Origin of the sequence: Rhodococcus ruber (genome assembly GCF_027270735.1) — a bacterium.
In the GTDB taxonomy this organism is placed as follows: Bacteria; Actinomycetota; Actinomycetes; order Mycobacteriales; family Mycobacteriaceae; genus Rhodococcoides; species Rhodococcoides rubrum_A.
This window is the reverse complement of the sequence record NZ_JAPWIJ010000007.1, coordinates 119090-138965: the sequence shown is the minus strand read 5'-3', so window position 1 is coordinate 138965 and position 19876 is coordinate 119090. Positions and strand designations below refer to the sequence as shown.

18 protein-coding genes and 1 riboswitch are annotated in these 19876 nt (G+C 65.3%); of the genes, 6 read left to right on the top strand and 12 right to left on the bottom strand.

Translation table 11 applies throughout. From position 1 onward, the window contains the following. Positions 1–19 precede the first annotated feature (19 nt). Positions 20–96, bottom strand: a riboswitch (cobalamin riboswitch). 82 nt (positions 97–178) lie between these two features. Genes cobG through O4220_RS17685 form a run of 3 tightly spaced genes read left to right on the top strand, consistent with a single transcriptional unit; the run spans position 179 to position 3477 of the window. After that, the gene (gene cobG / locus O4220_RS17695; protein ID WP_269606566.1) at positions 179–1309 is read left to right on the top strand and encodes a precorrin-3B synthase; all 1131 of its coding nucleotides are present in this window, start codon (positions 179–181) and stop codon (positions 1307–1309) included. 54 nt (positions 1310–1363) lie between these two features. Continuing rightward, positions 1364–1990: a precorrin-8X methylmutase gene (locus tag O4220_RS17690; RefSeq protein ID WP_269606564.1), complete on the top strand. Its 627-nt coding sequence runs from the start codon at positions 1364–1366 to the stop codon at positions 1988–1990. Then, positions 1987–3477 carry a precorrin-2 C(20)-methyltransferase gene (locus tag O4220_RS17685; protein ID WP_269606562.1) on the top strand — a complete coding sequence of 497 codons (1491 nt, stop codon included), beginning with the start codon at positions 1987–1989 and terminating at the stop codon, positions 3475–3477. Before O4220_RS17690 ends, O4220_RS17685 begins: the two co-directional genes overlap by 4 nt. Here O4220_RS17685 and O4220_RS17680 read toward each other — a convergent pair. Genes O4220_RS17680 through O4220_RS17670 form a run of 3 tightly spaced genes read right to left on the bottom strand, consistent with a single transcriptional unit; the run spans position 3463 to position 6196 of the window. Further along, positions 3463–4224 carry a cobalt-precorrin-6A reductase gene (locus O4220_RS17680; RefSeq protein ID WP_420030418.1) on the bottom strand — a complete coding sequence of 254 codons (762 nt, stop codon included), beginning with the start codon at positions 4222–4224 and terminating at the stop codon, positions 3463–3465. The genes O4220_RS17685 and O4220_RS17680 overlap by 15 nt on opposite strands. Further along, positions 4203–5459 carry a precorrin-6y C5,15-methyltransferase (decarboxylating) subunit CbiE gene (gene cbiE / locus O4220_RS17675; RefSeq protein WP_269606558.1) on the bottom strand — a complete coding sequence of 419 codons (1257 nt, stop codon included), beginning with the start codon at positions 5457–5459 and terminating at the stop codon, positions 4203–4205. Before cbiE ends, O4220_RS17680 begins: the two co-directional genes overlap by 22 nt. Continuing rightward, positions 5432–6196 (bottom strand): SDR family NAD(P)-dependent oxidoreductase, encoded by a 765-nt coding sequence (locus O4220_RS17670; protein WP_420030427.1) that lies wholly within the window; start codon positions 6194–6196, stop codon positions 5432–5434. Before O4220_RS17670 ends, cbiE begins: the two co-directional genes overlap by 28 nt. Before the next feature lie 58 nt (positions 6197–6254). On the opposite strand from O4220_RS17670, the gene O4220_RS17665 reads away from it, so the two are divergent. Then, entirely contained in the window at positions 6255–6668 is a 414-nt protein-coding gene (locus O4220_RS17665) for a TIGR03618 family F420-dependent PPOX class oxidoreductase (RefSeq protein ID WP_269606553.1), read from the top strand. 19 nt (positions 6669–6687) lie between these two features. Here the strand turns inward: O4220_RS17665 and O4220_RS17660 are convergent, their stop codons facing one another. Further along, entirely contained in the window at positions 6688–7278 is a 591-nt protein-coding gene (locus O4220_RS17660) for a nucleotidyltransferase family protein (protein ID WP_420030417.1), read from the bottom strand. Continuing rightward, a complete protein-coding gene (locus O4220_RS17655) occupies positions 7275–8417 on the bottom strand; it encodes a M24 family metallopeptidase (protein WP_269606549.1) in 1143 nt (380 codons plus the stop codon). The genes O4220_RS17660 and O4220_RS17655 overlap by 4 nt, the downstream gene beginning before the upstream one ends. Positions 8418–8444: 27 nt before the next feature. Between O4220_RS17655 and O4220_RS17650 the strand changes: the two genes are divergently transcribed. Further along, positions 8445–9422, top strand: a complete 978-nt coding sequence (locus O4220_RS17650; RefSeq protein ID WP_269606546.1) for a 5'-3' exonuclease — start codon at positions 8445–8447, stop codon at positions 9420–9422. A gap of 17 nt (positions 9423–9439) precedes the next feature. Here O4220_RS17650 and O4220_RS17645 read toward each other — a convergent pair whose 3' ends face one another. The 7 genes from O4220_RS17645 to pafA form a co-directional block, all read right to left on the bottom strand. After that, complete coding sequence (locus O4220_RS17645) at positions 9440–10483, bottom strand: DUF4333 domain-containing protein (RefSeq protein WP_269606544.1); 1044 nt, start codon at positions 10481–10483, stop codon at positions 9440–9442. 141 nt (positions 10484–10624) lie between these two features. Continuing rightward, a complete protein-coding gene (locus O4220_RS17640; RefSeq protein WP_269606542.1) occupies positions 10625–13399 on the bottom strand; it encodes a DEAD/DEAH box helicase in 2775 nt (924 codons plus the stop codon). Positions 13400–13426: 27 nt separating this feature from the next. Continuing rightward, complete coding sequence (gene tatC / locus O4220_RS17635; RefSeq protein WP_269606540.1) at positions 13427–14398, bottom strand: twin-arginine translocase subunit TatC; 972 nt, start codon at positions 14396–14398, stop codon at positions 13427–13429. Between the two features lie 110 nt (positions 14399–14508). Then, positions 14509–14775 (bottom strand): Sec-independent protein translocase subunit TatA, encoded by a 267-nt coding sequence (gene tatA, locus O4220_RS17630; RefSeq protein WP_269606537.1) that lies wholly within the window; start codon positions 14773–14775, stop codon positions 14509–14511. Positions 14776–14860: 85 nt separating this feature from the next. Beyond that, positions 14861–15856, bottom strand: coding sequence for a helix-turn-helix transcriptional regulator (locus O4220_RS17625; protein WP_269606535.1), 996 nt, complete (start codon positions 15854–15856; stop codon positions 14861–14863). Then, positions 15853–16845: a helix-turn-helix transcriptional regulator gene (locus O4220_RS17620; protein WP_269606533.1), complete on the bottom strand. Its 993-nt coding sequence runs from the start codon at positions 16843–16845 to the stop codon at positions 15853–15855. The genes O4220_RS17625 and O4220_RS17620 overlap by 4 nt, the downstream gene beginning before the upstream one ends. A gap of 94 nt (positions 16846–16939) precedes the next feature. After that, positions 16940–18298 (bottom strand): Pup--protein ligase, encoded by a 1359-nt coding sequence (gene pafA, locus O4220_RS17615; protein ID WP_269606531.1) that lies wholly within the window; start codon positions 18296–18298, stop codon positions 16940–16942. 98 nt (positions 18299–18396) lie between these two features. On the opposite strand from pafA, the gene O4220_RS17610 reads away from it, so the two are divergent. Continuing rightward, entirely contained in the window at positions 18397–19866 is a 1470-nt protein-coding gene (locus O4220_RS17610) for a bifunctional phosphatase PAP2/diacylglycerol kinase family protein (protein WP_269606529.1), read from the top strand. Positions 19867–19876 lie beyond the last annotated feature (10 nt).

Below are 19876 nucleotides of genomic sequence, written 5' to 3'. Positions count from 1 at the left end.
TCGGTTCGTCGGCGAGAGGGTCTGACTTCGGCCCGTGCACCCGAAGTGCAGGGGCCGTTACAGTGGCGCGACCGTACCGGATTCTCGCCGGTTTCCTCTCGACCTGAGCCGTGTCGACAGAATGCTACCGGTGTGAGCGGCACATCGGTCCACCCGTCGCGCTTGTAGCCTGGTGAACATGAGTTCGCCAGACAGATCGGTGCCCGACGGCTGCCCAGGAGCGCTGACGACGCACCTCGCTGCGGACGGTCCGCTTGCGCGGATCAGGCTGCCGGGTGGCCTGGTTCTGCCGAAACAGATGCAGGTCCTGGCGCGGGCTGCGGCGGAACTGGGCGACGGGACGGTGGAGCTGACGTCCCGTGGCAACGTCCAGCTGCGCGCGGTCTCGGACCCGGTCGCCCTGGCGAGCAGGTTGGCCGAGGCCGGATTGCTCCCGTCCGCAACGCACGAGCGGGTGCGCAACATCCTCGCCTCACCACTCTCTGGACGGGTCGGCGGTCTCACGGACGTGCGTGCGCTCGTCCGTGAGCTGGACGAAGAACTCTGCGCGCGCCGCGACCTGGCCGAACTGCCCGGGCGAACGCTGTTCGCCCTGGACGACGGGCGCGGCGACATGGGCGGACTCGAACCGGATTTCGGTGCGTACGCCCAGTCCGACGGGTCGTACGCGCTGCTGCTCGCAGGCCGGGACAGTGGCGTTCGAGTGGATCGAGACGGCGTGGTGCCGACGCTGCTGAACTGCGCTGCAGCTTTCCTGGAACTGCGAGAATCCGAATGGCGGTTGGCCGAAGTCGACAACGGCGTCGATCGAATCGTCGAACTGCTCGGACTCTCGGCAGGCGCTGCGCTTCCGTTGCCCGCACCTGTCGAGGTACCACCGATCGGCTGGCTCGAGCAGGACGACGGGCTGGTGGCCCTGGCTGCAGGACTTGCCAATGGCGTTATCGGCGCACGATTGGCCGAGTTCCTCGCCGCCATCGACCGACCGGTGATCGTCACTCCGTGGAGGTCACTGATCGTGTGCGATCTGGACGAGGAGCCCGCCGAACAAGTTGTCCGGGTGCTGGCCCCGATGGGCTTGATCTTCGACGCGGAATCACCGTGGATCCGGGTGAGCGCGTGTACCGGATCGCCGGGCTGTGCGAAGTCGTTGGCCGATGTCCGATCCGACCTGGAGGCGGCAGTCGACGCCCGGATGACTCCGCGTGACGAGCGGCAACACTGGTCCGGGTGTGAGCGGCGCTGTGGGCGACCGAAAGGTGAGGTCACCGACGTGATCGCAACAGGAATCGGCTACCAGGTGTCCTGAGCACCGGGAGACCGGCTTCCGACTGAGGGGTCCCTCTCCCCTATCGTGACACGCATGCACGACTACATCCGCGACGGCGCTGAGATCTACCGCCAGTCTTTCGCAACCATTCGAGCCGAAGCAGATCTGTCTCGATTCGCGCCGGATGTCGCCCAGGTGGTCGTACGCATGATCCACGCTGTCGGTGAGATCGACCTGACCGAGACCATCGGATTCACGCCCGATGTAGTGAGTTCCGCTCGCACCGCCCTGCGCGCAGGCGCACCGGTGCTGTGCGATGCCAACATGGTCGCCGCCGGCATCACTCGTCGCCGTCTTCCCGCCGACAACGAGGTGCTGTGCACCCTGTCCGATCCTCGGGTACCGGACTTGGCTCGGAGTATGGGCACCACGAGAACTGCTGCCGCGCTGGAGTTGTGGGGCGACAAGCTCGGCGGCGCCGTCGTCGCCATCGGAAACGCGCCGACCGCACTGTTCCACCTGATGGAGATGCTCGCGGCCGGAGCCCCGAAACCTGCAGCCATCGTCGGCGGCCCGGTGGGATTCATCGGCGCAGCGGAGTCGAAGGAAGATCTGATCGCAGCCGACCTCGGCGTGGAGTATCTGGTCGTCCGGGGCAGACGTGGTGGCAGCCCCATCACCGTCGCCGCGGTCAATGCCATTGCGAGCGAACAGGAATGAACGCCGTCGGAAAGTTGTGGGGAGTCGGCGTCGGCCCGGGTGACCCAGAGCTGTTGACCGTCAAGGCTGCTCGTGTCATCGCCGAGGCCGATGTGGTTGCGTTCCACAGCGCTCGGCACGGCCGCAGCATCTCGCGCGCCCTCGCGGCCGGGTACATGCGTGACGGTCAACTCGAGGAGCACCTGGTGTACCCGGTGACTACCGAGGCGACGGCTCATCCCGGTGGGTATCAGGGGGCAATCGACGAGTTCTACGAGTCCGCCGCCGCACGGCTCGCCGCACATCTCGACGCCGGTCGGTCGGTTGCGCTTCTGGCCGAGGGTGATCCGCTGTTCTACAGCTCGTACATGCACATGCACAAGCGACTGGCGCACCGGTTCGAGGTGGAAGTTGTTCCCGGCGTGACCTCGGTCAGTGCGGCGTCTGCGGCACTGGCAACTCCGCTGGTGGAGCGCGACGAGGTGCTGACCGTCCTCCCCGGAACACTCCCCGCGGACGAACTCACCCGCCGATTACGCGGTACCGACGCCGCGGTCATCATGAAACTCGGGCGAACCTATCCGACGGTGCTGGACGCACTGCAACGGTCGGGCAGGCTCGACGAGGCGCGGTACGTCGAGCGGGCCAGTACACCCGAACAACGCGTTCTCGACGCCGCCGACGCGGACGACGTCCCCTACTTCTCGATGATCGTGGTGCCGAGCCCCTCCAACCGGGCCGAGACGCCCAGCAGCACGGGCGAAGTGGTCGTCGTCGGCCTCGGTCCAGGTGACGATGCATGGACGACGGACGAGGTGCGGGCCGAACTGGCCGCCGCCACCGATCTCGTCGGCTACATCACCTACATCGATCGGGTAGCGCAGCGACCCGGGCAGATTCGGCACGCAAGCGACAACAAGGTCGAATCCGAACGCGCGGCATTCGCCCTCGACCTCGCCAAGCAGGGACGGCGAGTGGCCGTGGTGTCCTCGGGTGATCCAGGAGTCTTCGCGATGGCGACGGCAGTCATAGAAGTTGCCGCCGAACAACAGTGGAGTTCGGTGCCGGTCCGAGTGGTGCCGGGAATGACCGCCGCGAATGCCGTTGCGAGCAGGGTGGGAGCACCCCTCGGCCACGACTACGCCGTGATATCGCTTTCCGACCGTCTCAAGCCCTGGAACGTGGTGGCCGGGCGTCTCTCGGCGGTCGCCGGAGCCGACATGGCGATCGCGATCTACAACCCGGCTTCGAAGTCGAGGACCTGGCAGGTTGCTGCGATGAAAGATCTTCTGCTCGAGCATCGTTCGCCACAGACCCCGGTGGTGATCGGGCGCGCCGTGGGCAGTGTGCAGGAATCGGTGCGCACGGTGACGCTCGGCGAACTCGACCCCGAGTCGATCGACATGCGGTGTCTACTCATTATCGGATCCTCGATGACCACGGTGGTGGAGACCGGAAGCGGTCCGAAAGTCTTCACCTCCCGGCGGTACCCGTCAGCAGACGCGTAACCGGTTCGTCAACCAGTCCACAGCGGTATCCACCTCGTACACGACCGGTGCCGAGGTCGGTGCCTCGGGACGAGCGACCATGAGGACCGGGATCGATACTGCCCGGGCCGCATCGAGTTTGGCTCGCGTCATCTCGCCCCCGCTGTTCTTGGTGATCAACAGGTCGATTCGGTTGTCTGCGAGCACCTTCGACTCGTGATCCAGGTCGAACGGGCCGCGACTGAGTTGCAGCGTCATGTGCGGTGGTACCGGACCGGTCGGAGGATCGATCGCCCTGACCAGAAACCACGAGTGATCGACACCCGCAAAATGGTGAACTCCCTGCCTGCCTGTCGTGAGGAACACCCTGCTGCCGGGGGTGATCGCCGACGCCGCGTCGGGCAGCGAGGGAACCGAGGTCCACTGATCGCCCTCGCCCTCGGTCCACGGTGCCCGCGTCAGTACGAGGAGTGCGACTCCCGTTGCCTCGGTGGCATGCACGGCGTGCGCTCCGATGGTGGATGCGAACGGGTGGGTCGCGTCCACCACCACGTCGATCGCGTTGTCTCGCAGCCACAGCGCTAGGGCATCGGGCCCACCGAACCCGCCGATTCGGGTCCGACCGACGGGCAGTATCGGCTGCGCGACCCGCCCGGCCAGTGAGGTGACGCTGTCGATGTCCCGAACCCGATCCAGCGCCACCGCGAGTGCCCGCGCCTCTGTGGTACCGCCGAGAATCAGAACCTTCACGGTTTGATCGCACTCCATTGAGTAACCGGAAGATGTGGCCTCCACGTCGTGAACGCGCCCAACGGCTCGCCGCGATAGATCTGGAATCTGCGGAGCTCTCCGCCGTACTTCGCCGCCGCGGTCAGCAACAACGAATCCGTTTCTGCGGTCACAGAATTGGCGACCACGCGCCCCCCTGTGCGCACCGCCTGCCAGCACGCCTCGAGCATGTCCGCACCGGTCAATCCACCACCGATGAACACCGCGTCGGGGACCGCGTTCGCGGCCGAGACGCCCCCGAAGCTCTCGGGTGCCGCGTCGTGCACGATGAGTCCCGGAACTCCCAGGTGCAGTGCGTTGCTCTCGATCTGCTCACGACGCGCCTGCGAACTCTCGAACGTAACAGCGCGGCAGGATCTGTCGGTGCGCATCCATTCGATCGCGATGGTTCCCGATCCTCCTCCGATGTCCCACAACAGTTCTCCTGGCGCAGGCGCCAACGCGCTCAGGGTCAGTGCTCTGACCTCCTGCTTGGTCATCTGGCCGTCACCGGTGTACGCGGAATCGGCCAGGCCCGGGACGCGACCGCGGCGGGGTGCGTCGGGACCTCGCACGCACTCCAGCGCAACGACATTGAGCGGGTCGACGCCCTCGAACGTCGAATCTCGCGCACGGCCGCGGACGACTCGTTCGGCCGGCCCGCCGAGTTGTTCGAGCACCGTCATCGAGGAGTCCCCGAACCCGTTGCTGGACAACATCCTCGCCACCTCACCCGGTGTACTGCTCCCCCGGCTCAACACGATCACCCGGCGGCCGTCGGCCAGGTCCGGTAACAGTGTCTCGATAGGTGTGTTCACAAGCGACACCGCCGGGGTGTCCTGCAGTGCCCAGCCCAGCCGCGCGCATGCCAACGACACGGAGGACGGTGCCGGGTGCACGCGTAGTCGCTCGGCCCCGAACTCGCGCATCAACGTCACGCCGATGCCGTGGAACATCGGATCACCGCTGGCCAACACGCACACGAGTGACGCCTCGTAGGCGTCGAGCATCGACCGCAGATTCGGAAGCAATGGGCTCGGCCACGTCCTTGTCTCGGTGCAATGCGGCCGGACACTCGCAATCTGGCGGACGGAACCGAACACCACATCGGCCTTCTCGATGGCCTTGCGGGAGGTCGCAGGCAGCCCGTCCCAGCCGTCCGCGCCGATTCCGACGACGACTATCGGGCGGGGCGTCGGTACCGTCATCAGCGTGGCATCCTGCGCCAGAGCCATTGTGGTACTAGATGCATGGCGAAGAAGACCGGTCTCAAGGTGCCCGGAATCGCGACGCTGTTCCGGCGCTCGAACAACGCCTTGACGACACCGTCGGCAACCTGAGCCGGTGTACTCGACATCGGAGCCGGGTCCATTCCGTCGGTCATGGACCCGATGACGAACCCAGGACGGGCGAGCAGCAGGTGTACTCCGCTGCCGTGCAGCGAATCGCTCAGTCCGCTGGCGAATCCGTCGAGGCCGGCCTTCGCGGAACCGTACACGTAGTTGGCCCGGCGCACTCGTACACCCGCGACCGAAGAGAACACGATCAGGTCGCCGGTGCCCTGTGCCCTCAGCAGTGTCGCGGCGTGAGTGAGTACGGAGACCTGCGCCAGGAAGTCGGTGGTGATGACGTCGAGAGCATGCTGGGCGTCGTTCTCGGCGCGTGCCTGGTCTCCGAGGATGCCGAAAGCGAGAACAACGATGCCTATCGGACCGTGTTCTCGGGCCACCTCGCGCAGGAGTTCGTTGTGGGTGTCCATCGCGTTCGCGTCGAATTCGACGGTGTGCACGCCGTGTGCGCCTGCCTGTTGCACCCGGACTTGTTCTGCGGTCAGCTCGTTGCTGCGTCTCGCGGCCAGTACGACGGTTCGCCCCGGTGCCAGTCGGGTGGCCACCTCGAGCCCGATCTCGCTTCGTCCACCCAGCAGCAACAGCGTTCCGGATGCGGGTTCTGCTCGTCTGCTCACGCCGATCAGTCTGGCCGATCGAACCCCGCTCGTGGCAGTCGGGGCACGTCACTACAGTCGGGTCATGGCCGCAACCCCCGCTGACGCGACTGCCCTCACCGACGACGCGCTCGAATTCCTCACCGAGCGGCATCTCGCCACACTGACCACGCTCCGACCGGACGGAACACCGCACGTCGTTGCCGTCGGTTTCACGTACGACTCCGTTGCTCGGATTGCACGGGTCATCACCAACGACGTGTCGCAGAAGGCGATCAACGCCGGCCGTGGTGCCTATGCCGCCGTGACTCAGATAGACGGTGCCCGCTGGCTCACCATGGAAGGACCGGCTTCGGTCCGCAGCGATCGAGATTCCGTCGTCGACGCCGAGAACCGTTACGCCCAGCGCTACCGCGTTCCGAGGGAGAATCCGACGCGGGTGGTCATCGAGATCCAAGTGCAACGTGTACTGGGGAGTCGTTCGCTGCTCAGCCGCTAGCGCGCCGCCGGCTCCCGCGTCACAGGAGGCCCGACGGCCAGGGTAGGACGGTCAAGCCAGGCCATTCCGTCGTCCAGCGGGCGGCTTTGGCCTCGTACACATGCTGCATCGGCACGCGCGGATTGGGCCGCACGATTCCCGCGAACAGATCCTCGAAACCGTGTGGCGCGTAGACGACATCTCCCCCGCCGGCATCGGTGGTGATTCCGAAACAGCATGTGGTGGACACGAAATGGTCGATAGCGTCCTCGGTGCTGCGGAACGGTGCGATACGACTCCCGAAGTGCTGCTCGTACCACAGATGTACGCGTGCTTCGTTGCGCACTTCGACGTCCACCCCGAGGTCGGCGAAGAGCGAGGCCGCAGCCTCGATCACCTCGTTCTCGGCCTCGTAGGACAGATCGGAGTCGTCGAAGTAGAAGAAATCGTAATCACGAATGCCCGCCTGCGGATCCCGATCGGCGAGATGGTTCCACACCGTCTGGAAGAGGCCACCCGCCGTCAGGTACCACCCGGCAAGCCCTAGTTGTGGGGCACGTCGAAGTATCTCGGCCACAGCAGGATTGGACCGAACGACCGACACGAATTCGGCCTCGCGCACAGGCGTCACACCGGCAGGACGGCCAGACCGTGTGGCCGGAGATTGACCGACTCGCACCCGTCTGCGGTGACCACGACGATGTCCTCGATCCGTGCACCCCACTGTCCGCGGAAGTAGATTCCTGGCTCGATGCTGAACGCCATCCCTTCGGTCAGCGTGATGTCGTTTCCCGCAACGATGTACGGCTCCTCGTGGACGGACAAGCCGATTCCGTGACCGGTGCGGTGCAGGAACGCCTCGCCCAGACCGGCGTCGACCAGGACGTCGCGGGCGGCCGCATCGATGGACTGTGCCGTTACCCCCGGCACCACCGCGTCGACAGCGGCTTGCTGCGCCCGCTCCAGCACCGCGTAGAGGCCCGCGATCTCCGCTGTCGGCTCGCCGAGACTGTAGGTGCGGGTCGAGTCGGAGTTGTATCCCGGTGCAACGGGCCCGCCGATGTCGATCACGACGATGTCGCCTGCCTCCACGACGCGATCGGACACCTCGTGGTGCGGATCGGCGCCGTGTGGGCCGGATCCGACGATGATGAATTCGGGTGCAGTATGCCCCTCTTCGACGATGGCGGCGGCAATGTCTGCGGCGATTTGCGCTTCGGTGCGGCCCACGCGAAGCCATTCCCCCATACGGGCGTGCACTCGATCGATGGCGTACCCGGCTCGCCGTAACGCGTCGATCTCGGCCTCGTCCTTGACCATCCGCAGCTCGCGGAGCACATCCGTGGCCAGCACCGGCACAGTTCCGAACACCTCGGCCAGCGGCACGAAGTGCAGCGCCGGCATCGCGTCGGCGACGGCCGTCTTCGTTCCGGCCGGAACCGCCGCGGCCACCAGTGCGTACGGATCGACGCCGTCCACCCAGTCGACGAGGTGCAGAGACAGATCCTGTGCCGCGGAATCGCCCAGCGCGGCCAGCTCGAGCCGCGGTACGACAACACTGGGTGTGCTGCCGTCGGCCGGCACCACCAGGGCGATGAGACGCTCGAACGAACTGGCCTTCGAGCCGATCAGGTACTGCAGATCCGGACCCGGGGTGATCAGCAGCGCATCCAATCCCGCATCCGATGTCAGACGCGCAGCTCGCGCGAGCCGCGACGCGTAGACATCGCTGGAGAAACGTGAGGAACTGACCGAAGAATCGACACTCATACCTCCAGGCTAGTGCCGTACGGCAAGATGAGCCCCATGACCGCCCCCGGAAAGTCGCCGTTGCTGCTCCTCGACGGTGCGAGCCTGTGGTTCAGGGCCTACTACGCACTGCCCGAGTCGATTACGGCCCCCGACGGACGACCCGTCAACGCCGTCCGTGGTTTTCTCGACATGATCTCGGCGCTGATCGCACGCACCGAACCCAGTCGGCTGGCCGTGTGCCTCGATCTGGACTGGCGGCCGCAGTTCCGAGTCGATCTCGTGCCGTCCTACAAGGCGCATCGCGTTGCCGAGGCCGCGCCGGAGGTCGCCGAGAGCGAAGAGGTTCCCGAGACGCTGACCCCGCAGGTGGACATGATCATGGATGTTCTCGCCGCATTGGGGATCGCGACCGCAGGCGCAGAGGGTCTCGAGGCAGACGACGTGCTCGGCACCCTGGCCGCGCGCGAGCGTCAGGACCCCGTCGTGGTGGTCAGCGGAGACCGAGACTTGTTGCAGGTGGCCGCCGACGAGCCGAACGAGGTACGCGTCCTGTACGTGGGTCGCGGGTTGGCGAAGGCCGAATTGTTCGATCCCGCATTGGTTTCCGAGCGGTACGGAGTTCCGCTGCACCGTGCGGGCGAGGCGTACGCGGAGCTCGCTCTGCTACGAGGCGATGCCTCGGACGGCCTCCCCGGAGTGAAGGGTATCGGCGAGAAGACGGCGTCCACGCTGATGCTGCAGCACGAATCCGTTGCCGCACTGCGCGCTGCGGCCCTCGACCCGTCCTCGGACATGGCCAAGGGCATCCGTGCGAAGCTGGCCAACGCGAGCGACTACCTCGACGCGGCCCTTCCCGTCGTACGAGTTGTCACCGACGCCGACGTCGTCTTGTCGAAATCCGACGAGATCCCGGCCGCGCCCGCCGACGTCGATGCACTGAACGACCTTGCCGAGACCCTCGGAGTGGAAAACGCCGTGGCTCGCCTCGTCGCTGCGATGGCGGCCACGGCGCCGCGGAACTGATCGAGTAGCCGAGGTGACTACTTGGGTAGTGAGACCTCGTAATTGGCGTCGTCGTCCAGGAAGGTCAACGTCACCTTCTTGAACGCCCCGTCGACCGTCAGGGTGCAATCGACACTGGCACCGGCCTTCACCTCGATGTCCTGGGGGCACAACACGCCGGAGACGTCGGACGCTCCGTAGGACTCGGTGACGACCTTACGGACGCCTTCCTGGGCGGCCGCAGTGTCCAGCGTGGTCGAGCGGCCGAAGGCCAAGAACGAGACCAGAGCGATCACCGCGACGACCGCAATGACGACACCGGCGATGATCAGTGGCTTCTTCGACTGCGATCCGGCCGGACGGGGGGCCTGCTGCCCGGGCACTTGCTGATTCGGATACTGCTGGTTGGGGTTCCACGGCTGCTGCCCGTACTGATCGGCACCGGGCTGATTGGCACCGTACTGGCCGGGACCGTACTGACCACCACCGAATTGCTGTGGGGCATAGGGATTCTGATAAGCCGGATCACCGGACGGCGGTGTGCCCGACCCGGGATAGGGCGCGCCGTACTGCTGACCGGACGGGTACTGCGTCGTGGGATTCTGACCGGCCGGGGCCTGTGGATTCTGGCCTTGGGGGTACTGGCCCTGGGGGTAACCGGCTTGCGGGTACTGGCCCTGCGGATACTGCCCCTGTGGGTACTGGCCCTGGGGGTAGCCGGCTTGCGGGTACTGGCCCTGCAGATACCCAGTCGGTGGGTACTGTCCCTGGGGGTACTGACCGCTGGGCTGCTGTGAATTCTGCCCGTATGCGCCGGGCGCGGACTCTCCGTACGGAGTGGTCGGCGTTGCGGTCGGCTGCCCGTACTGGCCCCATGCAGAGGGTGTCGGGGCCTGCGAATCCGGTGCAGGAGTGGAGCCTGCGGAATGACCGGCAGATCCAGGAGTGGAGCCTGCGGAATGACCGGCAGATCCAGGGGTGTCGGCGCGTGTCTCCGGTGTGTCTTTCGCGGCACCGTCCTGCTGGTCGGGTGTGCGCGACCAACTGTTGTCGGGGTCGGTCGGACCGTATGGGCCGCTCATCTCGCCTCCACTGAAATTTCGGATTCGTCGGGGGTACAGTAGCCCGACTGTGTGACGTCCCGCTGTACCGACCCGGCAGTCCGGTTCGCACCGACTGCGTCGGGTTCACCTCGACCGGGCCACTCCATCACGCCGCCCCGCTCACGCGGCGTCGACCGCGACCACGCCGCGGCGTAGGGCTGCGACGGCGCGCGCCGCCGTTCTCGACAGTTCCGGCTCCGGGGCCGCGAGCCGAACCTGATCGAGCAGGTCTATCACCTGTCTGCACCACCGCACGAAGTCACCGCCCGAGAGAGCTTTGCCGTTGTCCCCGGCTGTGACGAGGGCATCGACCAACGAGTGATCGGACGCCCATTTGTAGATGGCCTTCACGAAACCCATGTCGGGCTCTCTCGTCGGCGGCAGCTTGTGCCGCACTTCGTCCGAACGGAGCTCGTGCCACACCCGGACCGTCTCGGTGAGCGCATGTCGGATCGGACCCGTCGGACCGTGCGGGGTGATGTCTCCCTCGGACCTCGACTCGTAGACGACGGCCGATACGACCGCTGCCAATTCGGCAGGTGACAGGCCCTGCCACAGGCCACCGCGGAGGCATTCCGCCACGAGCAGGTCGGACTCGGAGTAGATCCGGCTCAATCTGGCACCGTCGTCGGTCACCTTGGGATCCTTGCCCGGTGTCACGTACCCGCGGTCGGCGAGCAGAGCCAGGATGCGGTCGAAGGTGCGAGCAAGAGAGTTCGTCGTGGCCGATACTTTCTGACGCATCGTTTCGGTCTCGCGCGCCAGCCGGTTGTAGCGCTCACCGGTACGGCCGAGTTCGTCACGATCGGGTCGGGCGTGCACCGGATGCGATCGAATGGCTCGGCGGAGGGTGGCAAGCTCCTTGTCGTCCGCTGCTGTCGACTTTCGTCGGATACGGTCCGACGGCTGCGATATTCCGCGCGTGACCAGTGCTGCCGCAAGATCGCGCCGGGTCTTCGCGGTGCGATGGTCGACGAATCGCGGGAGCCGCATCGTTCCGAGCGATGTTGCCGGCGAGGGGAAGTCCGCTGCGGAGAGTCGACCCGCCCACTTGTCCTCGGTCAGCACCAGCGGACGCGGATCGGCCCGGTCGTCGTCCGGCTCCAGGACTACGGCAAGGCCGCTGCGGCGACCGGTCGGCACCGAGATCACGTCGCCGCGGCGTAGGGCACGCAACGAATCGACAGCCTTGTCGCGTCGATCGGAGCGGCCCTGGCGCTCGAGGGTCTTCTCGCGATCCTTCAGTCGTTCGCGCAGCCGCGCATACTCGAAGTATTCGCCGTCGGGTCCGCCGAGGCGTGCAGCGAGCGCGTCCAGCGTCTGCATGTTCTTCTCGATGCCCCGGACCATTCCGACTACCGAGCGGTCGGCCTGGAACTGCGCGAAGGATCGCTCGAGCAGCAGACGCGAATCGGCTGCACCGAATTGCTCGATCAGGTTGATCGACATGTTGTACGCCGGCGCGAACGAACTGCGCAGCGGGAACGTACGGGTCGACGCGAGCCCCGCGACCTCGGTCGGCTCGGTGCCCGGCTGCCACAGCACGACGGCATGGCCTTCGACGTCGATACCGCGGCGCCCGGCTCGACCGGTCAACTGGGTGTACTCCCCCGGGGTCAGCTCGGCATGCGTTTCACCATTGAACTTGACGAGCTTTTCCAGCACCACCGTTCGGGCAGGCATGTTGATGCCGAGCGCCAGTGTCTCGGTGGCGAACACCGCCCTGACCAGGCCCTTGACGAACAATTCCTCCACGGTGTGCCGAAAGACCGGCAACATACCGGCGTGATGGGCGGCGAAGCCACGCTCGAGCGCATCGCGCCACTCCCAGAAGCCCAGAACCTCCAGGTCTTCGCGAGGAAGTTCCGAGGTGTGCTTCTCGACGATGTACCGAATTTCTTCGGCCTGCTCGGGCGTCGTCAACACCAGACGCGAGCGCATGCATTGGGTGAGAGCACCGTCGCACCCGGCGCGGCTGAAGATGAACGTGATCGCGGGGAGCAAACCCTCTTCGTCGAGCTTGGCGATCACATCGGGTCGGGCCAGCGGCCGATTGTTGGCCCCGCTGCCCTGACCGCCACCGCGACCTCCCCCGCCGCCTCGGCCGCCGCGACCTCGACTGTGCGGTGCGTGCCAGCGGTCCATCGAGTCGAGAGATTGGCGCTGTTTGACGTGCCGGACGAGTTCGCGGTCGACCACGACCTTCTGGCTGCCGTCGGGCGACTGGGCCCTGGTGTCGAACAAGTCGAACAACCGGCGTCCCACCATGATGTGCTGAGAGAGAGGTACCGGTCGGTTCTCGTCCACGACGACTGTGGTGTCACCGCGAACCGTGCTCATCCACGCGCCGAACTCCTCGGCGTTGCTTACCGTGGCCGACAGACTCACCAGGCGAACGTCGTCGGACAGGTGCAGGATGACCTCTTCCCACACCGCACCCCGGAAGCGATCGGCCAGATAATGCACCTCGTCCATGACGACGTGCGACAGTCCTCGCAGCGCGTCCGACGATGCATAGAGCATGTTTCGCAGAACCTCCGTCGTCATGATGACGATGGGGGCATCGGGGTTGATCGACGAGTCACCGGTGAGCAGGCCCACAGTGTCGCGGCCGTACCGCGCAGTCAGCTCAGCGAATTTCTGATTGCTGAGCGCCTTGATCGGCGTGGTGTAGAAGCACTTTCGCCCGGCCGCCAAAGCCAAGTGGACAGCGAACTCACCGATCACCGTCTTGCCCGCACCGGTAGGAGCACAGACCAGAACGCCGTGGCCGTTCTCCAATGCGGTGCATGCATCGACCTGGAACCGGTCGAGGGGGAAACCGAGTTCGGCCGAGAATCGTTGTAGCTCAGTAGGTTTCGGACTGACCTGGACGTCCGCCGTAGTTTCCGTCATGCGCTGGTCCCAACGCGTCGGCCGCGGTCAGATGGTGTCGTCGTACTGTGACTCGGTACGGGTTGCAGCACCGAATCCGCTGGGCGGCGGTGTCGGAGCGACAGCATGTGGGGACTCGATCGTACTTGCGCCTTCGATACGTGTTGCTTCGTCATCTGACACATCACCCCATTCGTCTCTTCTCTTGCGCAACTTACGCTTGTCGTGAATCCGCGCAATCTGCACTGCCATTTCGAAGAGGACCGTCAACGCCAACGCCAACGCCAGCATCGAGAACGGGTCCTGCCCCGGTGTCGCAATGGCGGCGAAAACGAAAAGACCGAAGATCAGACCGCGACGCCACGCCTTGAGCCGCTCGTAGGTCAGCACGCCGACGAAGTTCAGAGCAACCACGAGCAGCGGGATCTCGAAGCTGACACCGAAGATGATGAGGAGGTTGATCAGGAATCCGAAGTACTGATCGCCACTCAGCGCGGTGATCTGTACGTTGTCGCCGATCGACAGCAGGAAGTGCAGGCCCTTGGCCACCACGAAGTACGCCAGGATGGCGCCGGTGACGAACAGAGCAGCCGCGCCGGTGACGAAGGAGACGGCGTATCGCCGTTCGTTGGCATAGAGGCCCGGGGTGATGAACGCCCAGATCTGATAGAGCCAGATGGGGCACGCAAGCACGACGCCGGCGGTGAACGCGACCTTGAATCGGAGCAGGAATTGATCGAACGGTCCGGTCGCGAGCAGTCGACATTGGTCGTCGTTGCTCAAGTTCGCACGGAGGTTCGGATCGAGTGTGCAGTACGGACCTCGCAGCAGGTCACCGAGACTTTCGACGCCCAATATCGTGTGTGAGTACCAGAAGAACCCGAAGGCCGTGGTGACAGCGACAGCAACGAGCGACCACAGGAGCCGGGTCCGCAGCTCGTACAGATGATCGACCAACGACATCGTGCCGTCGGGATTGACTCGGCGCTTGCTACGCCGCGGATCGAACGGAATGCGCATGGTGTTGTTCGGTCAGCCTTCTTCGGTCGGCCGACGGCGCCGGGCCGTCACCGACAGCAGTGAACCTTCGGTGCCCACGTGGCACCGAAGGTGTGCTGAGCGGTCTGCGCTCAGGCAGACTTCGCGTCGTGCTGTGCTTCGACGTTCGTCGGGGCAACGGGCGCGGGCGGAGGCAGCTGAGCGGGCGCGGCCGGCTGCTGTGCCGTCGTGGTGTCGGTGTCGGATTTGCCGTCGTTCTGCATCTCCTTCACCTCGCTCTTGAAGATGCGCAACGAGCGGCCGAGTCCACGAGCAGCGTCGGGCAGCTTCTTGGAACCGAACAGAATGATGACGACCACCGCAACGATCGCCCAGTGCCAGGGACTGGTGAATCCCATGTGAACCTCCTGAGATCAGATGAATCGAGCGTACCCGACTACCGGTGACTCGTTCAGCAGCGGCGAGCACCGGTTTGCCCTGCGTTCATGTCGTGACGGTGCCGTCTGCGCTGGTCGAGTCCTGCTCGGAGTACACGTCCAGCGCAGAACGAGCGCGTTCGCGGACGGAGTTCACCAAGGATTCAGGTGAAAGTACCGTGACGCCGCCGCCGAACCCGAGTGTCAGACGGGTCATCCACTGCAGAGTCGCAAACCGCATCGTCACCTCGATCGATCCGTCGGAATCGGCTGCGACCTGTGTCATCGGGTAGTAGTCCAGAATCCAGGTGTATGCGGGCGACACCTTCAGTCGCGCCTGTGACAGCGAGGGATCGTCGTTGAAGATCTCGAAGGCGTCCTCGTCCTGAACCGACTCCGGCGGTGCAGCGGGCTCGTTTCGCTCGACTGCCGAGTCGATGCGGTCGAACCGGAAGAGCCGAACGCCTTCGGCACCTCGGCACCACGCCTGCAGATAACTGTTGTCGTCGACCACGACGGTCCTGATCGGGTCGACCGTTCGTTCGGTGACGACGTCTCGCGACGCAGAGTAGTACGTCAGGTCCAGTGCGTGCCGGTGTCGCAAAGCAGAGCGGACGGTGCTCGAGACCGCCCCCTCCTCGGTGCCGACGCTGTCGTGATCGGACGAGAGTGGCACGTTGGCCGCCGCCGAGCCCGCCGCGGTTTCGATCTTCGCGATCGCCCGTTGCGCGGCGGACGGATCGACCATCCCGGGCATCGACGTCAGCGATCGGAGCGCAACCAACAGGGCCGTGGCCTCGGTCGACGTCAGGCGCAATGGACGGTCGATTCCCGCGGAGAACGTCACGTCGATGCTCTCCTCGGAGAACGAGAGATCGATGAGGTCGCCCGGGCCGTACCCGGGTAGGCCACACATCCAGAGTTGGTTGAGATCGGCCATCAGCGTTGCCGTCGACACACCCAATTCGCGAGCGGCCTCCTCGGCGCTCAACCCAGGATTGGCCATGAAGAACGGCACCATGTTGAGGAGCCGGGCCAAGCGGACCGACAAGCGCGCGCTCATCGCTCGTTCTCCACGCCGGCTGCCGTCTGCAGAGTCGAGATCACATCGGCTCGCAACTCCGCGGGCTCGAGCACTACCGCATCGGCCCCGTGGCCCGCGATCAACCGCGAGATCCAATCCCAGGACCGCACGGGAACCTCTACGACGGTGCCGCTCCGGGTGCCCAGACTCTTCGCGCACACGATCGTTCCCATTCGGCGCAGCTCCAATGCCCTGCCATCGTGCAACCAGACTCGTGCTGTGCCCGATACCGAGGACGTCCCTGCTACGCGACGGACGATGTCCTGAAGGTCGATACCGTCGGGTTTGCGGACACTCTGCGGTGAGCCGAACGACTTGACCTCGTCACCGATTCGGGAGAGGCGAAATGTTCGGGTGTCGTCTCGGTCCACGTCGTGTCCCACCAGGTACCAGCGGCCGCGGAACGTCACGACACCCCACGGCTGGACAGTTCTGGTGGTGAACGGATCCGTCAACGACGGTCGGTGCTCGAACCGCACCGACTTACCTTCGTCGATAGCGGCCAGCAGTGCACCGAGTGCAGGTTCGGAACCCCGGGTCCGTGCAGGAACCGCGGTCACCGCCGCCGCGGCTTCGTTCTGGTCGACCTGAATACCCGCGGCGCGAAGTTTGAGCAGCGCGCTCTGGGCCGCCGACGTGAGCTCGGGCGATTCCCAGAGTTTGACGGCGACAGCGACAGCGGCCGATTCCTCGCTGGTGAGGTCGATGTCGGGCAGCTCGTACGCGTCGCGATTGATGCGATAGCCCTCGACGCCGCCGAACCTGGTTGCGGCTCCGGTCTCCAAGGGAACGCCGAGGTCACGGAGTTCGTTCTTGTCTCGCTCGAACATTCGACTGAAGGCTTCGTGGCTGGACGAGTCGTCGTATCCGGCCACGCTGTCACGGATCCACTCCGCGGTGAGGAACTGACGCGTCGACAGCAGGCAGATGACAAGATTCATCAGGCGTTCGACTTTGGTGGTGGCCACGACTGTCGAGCCTAGTTGCTCAACGGGTGCCGGAGCGGTAGCGACCCGAGTCGTCGGAGCGGTAGCGACCCGAGCTGCCGTCCAGCCATCGGGGCTACATCGACGCGATCAGTCTTTCCACTCGCTCGTCGACCGAACGGAACGGGTCCTTGCACAACACGGTTCGCTGCGCTTGATCGTTCAGCTTGAGGTGCACCCAATCGACGGTGAAGTCGCGACCCGCCTCCTGTGCGGCGGTGATGAACTCACCTCGCAGTTTGGCGCGGGTGGTCTGCGGAGGCAGGTCGACCGCTTCGTCGATCTGCTCGTCCTCGGTGACGCGCTTGGCCAAGCCCTTGCGCTGTAGCAGGTCGAACACTCCGCGCCCGCGTTTGATGTCGTGGTAGGCCAGGTCCAGTTGAGCGATCTTGGGATCGGAGAGCTCCATCGAGTACCGATCCTGGTAACGCTGGAAGAGCTTGCGCTTGATGACCCAGTCGATCTCGGTGTCCACCTTCGCGAACTCCTGTGTCTCGATGGCATCGAGAGTACGACCCCAGAGGTCGACCACCTGCTCCACCTGCGTGTTCGGCTCACGCGTCTTCAGGTGTTCGACGGCCCTGGCGTAGTACTCGCGCTGGATATCGAGGGCACTGGCCTGCCGTCCCCCCGCGAGCCTCACCGGGCGTCGTCCGGTGAGATCGTGGCTGACCTCGCGGATGGCGCGAATGGGATTGTCCAGTGCGAAGTCTCGGAAAGACACTCCTGCCTCGATCATTTCGAGGACGAGGGCCGCCGTTCCGACCTTGAGCATCGTCGAGGTTTCGGCCATATTCGAGTCGCCCACGATGACGTGCAGCCTGCGGTACTTCTCGGCGTCGGCGTGGGGCTCGTCGCGCGTATTGATGATCGGCCGCGACCGAGTGGTGGCCGAGGAGACGCCCTCCCAGATGTGTTCGGCACGCTGTGAGAGGCAGAAGGTGGCCGCTTTCGGCGTCTGCAGCACCTTGCCCGCGCCGCAGATCAACTGACGCGTGACCAGAAAGGGAAGCAGAACGTCCGAAATGCGAGAGAACTCCCCCGCTCGCTGTACCAGGAAGTTCTCGTGGCAGCCGTACGAGTTGCCGGCGGAGTCGGTGTTGTTCTTGAACAGGTAGATATCGCCGCCGATGCCTTCCTCGGCCAGGCGCTGCTCGGCGTCGATCAGCAGATCCTCGAGAACACGCTCGCCCGCCCGGTCGTGGGTGACCAACTGCAGCAGGCTGTCGCACTCGGCCGTCGCGTACTCGGGGTGCGAGCCCACATCGAGGTACAGGCGGGCACCGTTGCGAAGGAACACATTCGAGCTGCGACCCCACGACACCACCCGGCGAAACAGGTAGCGAGCCACTTCGTCCGGACTGAGGCGTCGATGTCCGTGGAAAGTACATGTGACACCGAACTCTGTCTCGATGCCCATAATTCGTCGCTGCACACTTCGACACTACAACGCAACCTTCGATTCGATGTGTCGGAGCGCCCCGATGTCGTCCGTCCGTGAAAATGCTGCCGCGCGTGCCTAGGCTGGGTGTCATGACACCCACGCGTACCTCTGTTTCGACGGCCGTTCATGCGTGGGACCTGTCGCTGGTGGCACGAAGCGCGGCATTACGGCAGAGCAGAGCCGACGGCGGCCTGCGCGCCCTGAGCAACGCCGCCGATCACGGTCGTCTGTGGCTCGGCGTTGCTGCCGTGCTCGTTGCCGCGGGTGGGCCTGCACGCCGAGGGGGCGTTCGCGGACTCGTGGCGCTTGCCGGCGCGAGTGCCAGCGCCAACGGTCTGCTCAAGCCGTTGTTCCCGCGGACTCGGCCCGGTTCCGAGTCGGTTCCCGTACTGCGTCAGGTGCTGGCTCCGCCGGTGTCCTCATCTTTTCCGTCCGGTCACTCGGCCTCTGCCGCGGCTTTCGTGACGGCCGTTGCCATCGAATCTCCTCTGGCAGGAATTGTTCTGGCACCCGTTGCGGCCGCTGTCTGTTACTCGCGTGTCCACGTCGGTGTGCACTGGCCCACCGACGTCATCGCAGGTGCCGCCCTCGGCTCGGCAATCGCGCTGTCCACCCGCCGATGGTGGGCTGTGCGTTCGGAGAAGCCCGCCGATCTGGGCTCACCGGTCGACGTCCCGCCACTTCAGGAGGGACGGGGGCTGCTCGTGCTCGTCAATCCCGGGTCGGGTGATGGCTCCGAGTCGGTGCCCGAGGCGATCCGCCGAGCACTTCCCGAGGCAGATCTGTTCGTTCCGGATCCGGAACGAGATTTCAACGAGCAACTCGAACAACGAATTCGGGACACGTCACCGCGCGCACTCGGTGTCTGCGGCGGCGACGGAACCGTGGTCAGCGTCGCCGCGTCGGCAGCGCGCAGCGGCTTACCTCTCGCCGCGTTCCCCGGTGGCACTCTCAATCACTTCGCCCGTGACACCGGTCTGACCGCCGTCGAAGACACCGCAGCCGCTGTCGAGGCGGGCACAGCCGAACTGGTCGATATCGCCCAGGTGTCCATCGACGGCCGCAGCGTGTCGTTCGTCAACACCGCCACCTTCGGTGGATATCCCGACTCGGTGCGGCTACGTCAGAAACTGCAGAGCAAAATCGGCAAATGGCCTGCCGCAGCCGTTGCGATGACGAGGGTGCTGGCCGCCGCGGAGCCGTTGAACATCGAACTCGACGGCACCGGGCATTCGGTGTGGATGCTCTTCGTCGGCAATGGTAACTACGTACCGGTCGACCAAGTTCCCATGTCGCGCAGCAGCATTCACACCGGCACGCTGGACGTTCGCTTCCTTCCTTCCGAACCGAAGGCGTCGAGAACCAGATTGCTGTGGGCAACGGTGACGGGCACCCTCGGCTCCTCACCGGCCTACGTGCGCCGAGCAGTGAAGCAACTGACCGTCGAGGTGGAGGGCGCTCCCGTTGCACTCGCGGCCGACGGCGAAGTGGTGGGCGACGGAACGTGGTTCGAGTTCACCAGTGACAAGAACGGCCTCGCGCTCTACCGGAAGCGGTAGGGCACGAGGC